Source organism: Pseudofrankia sp. EUN1h (genome assembly GCF_001854645.1).
Classification (GTDB): domain Bacteria; phylum Actinomycetota; class Actinomycetes; order Frankiales; family Frankiaceae; genus Pseudofrankia; species Pseudofrankia saprophytica.
On sequence record NZ_MBLN01000101.1, the window covers coordinates 1 to 5142 of the forward strand.

At 65.9% G+C, this 5142-nt stretch carries 5 protein-coding genes and 4 pseudogenes; 5 read left to right on the top strand and 4 right to left on the bottom strand.

Annotation, left to right across the window (positions count from 1 at the left end; all coding sequences use genetic code 11):
* Both BCD49_RS37340 and BCD49_RS41580 read right to left on the bottom strand, forming a co-directional pair.
* A pseudogene (locus tag BCD49_RS37340) lies at nt 1-192 on the bottom strand (IS256 family transposase); the annotation flags it as partial.
* Nucleotides 193-300: 108 nt separating this feature from the next.
* Entirely contained in the window at nt 301-471 is a 171-nt protein-coding gene (locus BCD49_RS41580; protein ID WP_007510811.1) for a protein of unknown function DUF1503, read from the bottom strand.
* 52 nt (nt 472-523) lie between these two features.
* Between BCD49_RS41580 and BCD49_RS37345 the strand changes: the two genes are divergently transcribed.
* On the top strand, nt 524-1219 hold the full coding sequence (locus BCD49_RS37345; RefSeq protein ID WP_198939483.1) for an IS6 family transposase: 696 nt from the start codon (nt 524-526) through the stop codon (nt 1217-1219).
* A 260-nt stretch (nt 1220-1479) separates the two neighbouring features.
* On the opposite strand, the gene BCD49_RS37355 is transcribed toward BCD49_RS37345, so the two are convergent.
* Nucleotides 1480-1905: a universal stress protein gene (locus tag BCD49_RS37355; RefSeq protein WP_007510806.1), complete on the bottom strand. Its 426-nt coding sequence runs from the start codon at nt 1903-1905 to the stop codon at nt 1480-1482.
* Between the two features lie 288 nt (nt 1906-2193).
* Nucleotides 2194-2412: a hypothetical protein gene (locus BCD49_RS37360; RefSeq protein ID WP_007510804.1), complete on the bottom strand. Its 219-nt coding sequence runs from the start codon at nt 2410-2412 to the stop codon at nt 2194-2196.
* Between the two features lie 628 nt (nt 2413-3040).
* Between BCD49_RS37360 and BCD49_RS45590 the strand changes: the two are divergent.
* The 4 genes and pseudogenes from BCD49_RS45590 to BCD49_RS37375 form a co-directional block, all read left to right on the top strand.
* A pseudogene (locus BCD49_RS45590) lies at nt 3041-3223 on the top strand (Scr1 family TA system antitoxin-like transcriptional regulator); the annotation flags it as partial.
* A gap of 98 nt (nt 3224-3321) precedes the next feature.
* Nucleotides 3322-3561 (top strand): annotated as a pseudogene (locus BCD49_RS37365) (IS6 family transposase); the annotation flags it as partial.
* Between the two features lie 459 nt (nt 3562-4020).
* A complete protein-coding gene (locus BCD49_RS37370) occupies nt 4021-4386 on the top strand; it encodes a hypothetical protein (RefSeq protein ID WP_007510797.1) in 366 nt (121 codons plus the stop codon).
* Nucleotides 4387-4604: 218 nt separating this feature from the next.
* Nucleotides 4605-5142: pseudogene (locus tag BCD49_RS37375) on the top strand (CHAT domain-containing protein); the annotation flags it as partial.

Sequence of the window (5142 nt, forward strand, 5' to 3'; positions counted from 1 at the left end):
CTCCAGGACCATCTTCGTCAGGGTGCCCAGCAGCCCGCCCGGCCCCGTCAGCGACAGCCCCTCAACCCGGGCCTTCTCCACGAGGCTCTGCGCGAGCGCCTCGTCCACGACCACGCCCGCCGGCGCCCCATCGCCATCCACCGGTCTGACCGGGATCGCCCCAGCCGCCGTGTCAGCCATCGTGTCGGTCATCTGGTGTCTCCTCTACCTGCACAGATGCACAGAGTGTCACAGGGGAGTTACACCGTTGTTCTTACAGGCCCCGGTCCATCGGTTGCAGGCGGTGGACTAGGTGGATGGTCAGAAGGGGGTGTTGACCAGCCAGGTCGTCCAGTGCTGTCGCTCGCCGGCGACCTGGAGTCGGCGGTCGTCGCCGGGGATGCGGCGCATCACCGCGAGCAGTAGATCCGCGGCGGCACCGGACACCGTGACATCGCCGGTGCCGTGGCGGGGACTGTTGCAGCTGGCCATCGYACTGATCCGCGCCGCGAGCCGGCATGATCGTGTGGTGGCTCAAGGTGTCGTGCGTCCGCTGGTCCCAGAGTCGGAGTTCGTCGGGTTCCGGTTCMCGCCCGAGGTGATCACATTGGCGGTTCGCTGGTACTTGCGGTTCGCGTTGTCGTACCGGGACGTTGAGGAGCTGCTCGCGGAACGCGGCCTCGACATCGACCACGTCACGATCTTCCGGTGGGTGCAGCGGTTCACGCCGCTGCTGGTCGAGGCGGCCCGACCCTGCCGGCACCGCCCGGGTAGCAGGTGGTTCGTCGACGAGACGTACATCAAGATCGCCGGAAGGTGGAGGTACTTGTATCGCGCCGTTGACCAGCACGGCCAGGTCATCGACGTGCTCGCCAGCGAACGGCGCGACCAGCTCGCGGCCCGCCACTTCTTCCGCCAGGCCCTGGCCCACAGCCGCCGGCCGGTCGAGGTCACCACGGACAAGGCACCGATCTACCCCCGGGTTCTCGATGAGCTGCTGCCCGAGGCCTGCCACGTCGACGCACGCTGGGAGAACAACCGCATCGAGTCCGACCACAGCAGACCCAAAGCCCGGCTACGGCCGACGCGGGGCCTGAAACGGCTGCGCTCCGCTCAGACGATCAGCACCGGACATTCCTTGATCCAGAACATCCGCCGCGGCCACCATGAACTCGGAACCGACGTCGAACCCCGGCGCCGACTCGCCGCAGCGTTCACCGAGCTCTCCCACGCCATCTGATCACCAGGTCAGTATCGGCTCGGCATGCCCCGGCTCCTCACGATGCAACAGTCCCGCCCGAGATGGCTGCCTCGCATGATCAGTGCCTGGATGGAGACGCCCCAGCGTGCCTTGAGCATCACGAAGTCACRCAGGGTGTATTCGTGGTCGGCCATCGCCCCGCGCATCCGATCTGCCCATATGATCATCGGCAGGTCGCGGTTGGTGCGACGACCGATCACGCGTGCCGGCATCCCGATGTTGCCGGCGGCGACATCTCCTCAGTGGGTGTGCGCGATGAGGATGTCGCAAGGCGCGTGACGGGCGACGTCCGCTGCGATGCTGCCCAAGACTCGAGTGACGCCTTGGACGCGTTTGTTGCCAACCACGATGATGCTCGCCCCGAGCTCTTCGGCGACACTGACGAGCACGTCAGCCGGCCTGCCGAACTCCGAGCGAGGAGTGGTCGGCAGGCCAGCGAGGTCGGCCGGGAGATCTTCGATCGCCTGCTCGGCCATCTTCAGCGCGACATCGCTCGCGGACAGGTCGAGTTCGTCGCCGGGCCGGCCGATCTGCAACCGGTCGGTTGAGCTGAAGGCGCTGACGACGATCAGCTCATGCCCGAGGGCGGAAGCGAGCACCGCCGCTCTAGCCGCGGCATTGCTCGCTGTGTCACTTCCATCGACGCCGACAATGATCTTGCCCATCTCACACCTCTCATGGCCTGCGCGGAAGCGCGACGGTAGCCGTGCCCGGCCTGACGTTCTGTCCGCGCTGGTTGGTTGCCCAGGTCTCGATTTCGACGACGTTATCGCCGCTCTGGTCGAGGTGCTTGCCGGTCACTCGTCCACTCGGCCGGACGACGTCAGAAAGGTAGACGTGGGAGCGATGGGAGTTGCCGGGTGGTGTCGACAGACGACTGTTTGCCGACACGATCAAGGGCAAATTTCATGATCTACACGGGGCCGACACTCCGTCCCAGCGGAATCGGAGGGTCACGCTCCGTGTCCATTGCCTGGTCCGTCGGGCTCTGATGGATGAGCGGTCACGGCAAGGGCGCGCGCGAGCGCGTCGATGAGGGCGAGGGTGGCGGCGCTCCATGCGGCGGTGAACAGGTCTGTGGTGTTGGCGAGGCCGATTGCGACGGAGGCGGCGCTGGCGATCCCAGCGAGCGCGGCGGCGAGCTGGTGGGGTGTCGGGTGTGGGGCGGACATGGGTTGCGTCCCTTCTGCGGTGGTTGTCCGCCTGTCATAGGGGCGTGGGCAGGCTGTTCTCGCGCCGCTGCGGTGTGGGCAAGTTCTGCCGGGCGCTGTGTGAGATCGGGTGTCGCGATGGCCTACGACCTCGCGTCGGAACCATCGCGAGGGACGGGGTCTATGGATGCGTGGCGGAACAGCGCGACCTGCGGCGGGCAGCCGTGACGCGCCCCCCAGAACCGGCCGAGGAGGACGCTGTGTTGTACGGCCGGCTGGCCGAGGTTGGGTGCGCCGGTCCGGACTTTGATGCCGTCGCCGGCGCTTTAGTCCGCTACGCGTACACCGTGCTGTGTTCCTGGCTGGCCAGCGGCCACATCGTGGACGAGTGCCGGCGAGTGGGGGTTCGCCGTCTGGGCCGGCTCGGCTCTGGGGCGTTGGTTCTGACTCGGCACGATGTCGAGGACTTGGCGCAGGAGACGTTGCGGCGGGCCTTGGAACGGTTCGTCATCGACGGGCGGGCCGGCCAGGGTTGGTCGCCCGGCGGCGGGGCGGCGCTGAGTACCTATTTCGTACGCAGCTGCGTTCTGCGCTTCGGAGATGTGTATCGGGCGTGGGAGCGTGACGAGCGGCAGCCGAGGCCGAAGGGGGACCGTTCAGCATTCTACGGTTCCCCGAGACAGTCCTACCCGACGTGGTCTACCTGGAGTTCTTCGGAGGCTGCACCTACCTGGACCGGCGCGACGACGTCGACCGCTACACCCAAGCCTGGAACCAGCTGTGCATCGACAGCACGCCCCCATCCCAAACGRCCGACCTGCTAAAAAATTGATGACGACCTGGCCGGGCTCTGTTGCGTTCGCGGATGCCGTGATCGGGCCCGGTGGCCAGGCATGATCGGATCGTGCTTGCTGCCGTCCTTGTCCGCCGGTGCCGGTCTCGGAGTTCACCGGCTTCCGGTTCCCACCGGAGGTCATCGTTCTGGGATTTCGCTGGTATCTGCGGTTCGCGCTGTCGTACCGGGATGTCGAGGAGCTGCTCGCCGAGCGCGGCATCGAGGTTGATCACGTGACCGTGTACAGGTGGGTGCAGCGGTTCACCACGCTGCTGATCGACGCCGCCCGGCCGTGCCGCCACAGCCCGGGCAGCAGGTGGTTCACCGATGAGACGTAATCCATGAACCACGCGTGGCCCGGGCTGTGGCGGCAGGACCGGGCGGCGTCGATCGGTGCCCGGGTGAACCCTTGCACACAGCGGCAGATCGTGACGTGGTCGACGGTGATGCCGTGTTCGGCCTGCAGTCCCTCGATGTCGCGGTGCGACAGGGCGTACCGCGGCTACCGGCGTACGGCCAGCGTGATCATGTCCGGCGGGAATCGGAACCCGTGAACTGCGATGTCCGGCCAGCCAGAGCACCGAAACCGAGCTGGCCCGGCCTCGGCCACCCCGCAGGTCACTCAAACTGACGACGCGCAGTCGACCTACCCATGGACAAGATCGAGGACGAGGGCGATTGCCGCACGACCTGAGACGGGCCAGTTAAAGGACGAGTTCAGTGCTAGCACGGTCGACAGTGCGGCGACTATTCGTCATAGACTTGACTATGGTGTCGAAAATTGGAGGCGCACAGTGACTCGATCAGACTACGAGGCCACTCGGACCGAACTAGTCAAGAGGCGTGACCGCTATTTTGAGTTGTCCGAAGGCCGCGTGCGGGCGGCGGTTGACTTCTATGTCGCCGCGAGGCTTAGAAATCCYGACCTCCTCGACCTTACGGGTAATAGCAAGTGGGACGAGCTGGCAAAGCCGGCCGCGCAACGAGGTGAGTGGAAGACGATACAGGACTGCACCGACTACCAGGACCTCGCGATTCTCTCCTACCAGCTCGCAATAGACGCCCTATTGGCGGGAGACTCCGCCGGCGCCGACAACTTCGCATTGTTGGCTAATTCCGCCGAGCAATTGAGTGTCAATTGTATCCAGATATTTTTGTAGCGGCACGATGAGGATGTCACCGAGTCTTTCGCGCCGTTCCCTGTCAGCGTGCTCGCGGCAGGGCACCGCGCAAAGCGGTCTCCGGTGCCCATGACGAGATGCGTACGCTCTGATCTTGTCGTCAACTTGCAGGTCTCGTGAGTCGCGCGGCAGCCACCTCGCCCTTGATCTTGCAAACCGGTGGGTGGACTGTTCGGTAGACAGGACGGGGGCGAAGGATGCGGAAGCGTCTACTGCGAAAGCGTCTGCTCGGGCGGGTACGGTCACGGCTGGAACGGTTTGAGGTCGATCGGAATCCGGCCACGGTCCTGGATCCGGAGGCGCTCGCCGAGGTGGCGGCATTGGTCAACACGGTCTCCGACCCGGCCGCGGATCTGGAGATCGCTCAGGTGGCCGGGCGGCTGTACTGGGCGCGTTACCTGGTTCTCGACCCCGGCGAGGACCAGCAGGATCTCACCGCTGCCCTGGCGTTGTTCGCGCAGGTGTACCAGACCCGCCCGGACGCGATCCCTGACCAGGTGCGCGCCTTGTTCGACGAGAACTCGCCCAGCGAGCTCGACACTGCCCAGGCGTGGACTGGCCGTGCTGTCGCTCTCGTACGCGAAACGATGCGGACCGGTAACCGGTCAGCACTGAACGACGCGATCGACCTGTTCCGGCAGGCGGTGGACGCCACCCCACTCGACCACCCCGACCGCGTCGGGTACCTCTCCAACCTTGGCGCCGCCCTGCGGATCCGGTTTGAGCGGGGTGGGG

What these genes read in the sequence shown, in the direction of transcription:
- BCD49_RS37360 (WP_007510804.1), bottom strand. Translation starts at nt 2,412, where the DNA reads ATGTCCGCCCCACACCCGACACCCCACCAGCTCGCCGCCGCGCTCGCT.
- BCD49_RS41580 (WP_007510811.1), bottom strand. Translation starts at nt 471, where the DNA reads ATGGCCAGCTGCAACAGTCCCCGCCACGGCACCGGCGATGTCACGGTG.
- BCD49_RS37355 (WP_007510806.1), bottom strand. Translation starts at nt 1,905, where the DNA reads ATGGGCAAGATCATTGTCGGCGTCGATGGAAGTGACACAGCGAGCAAT.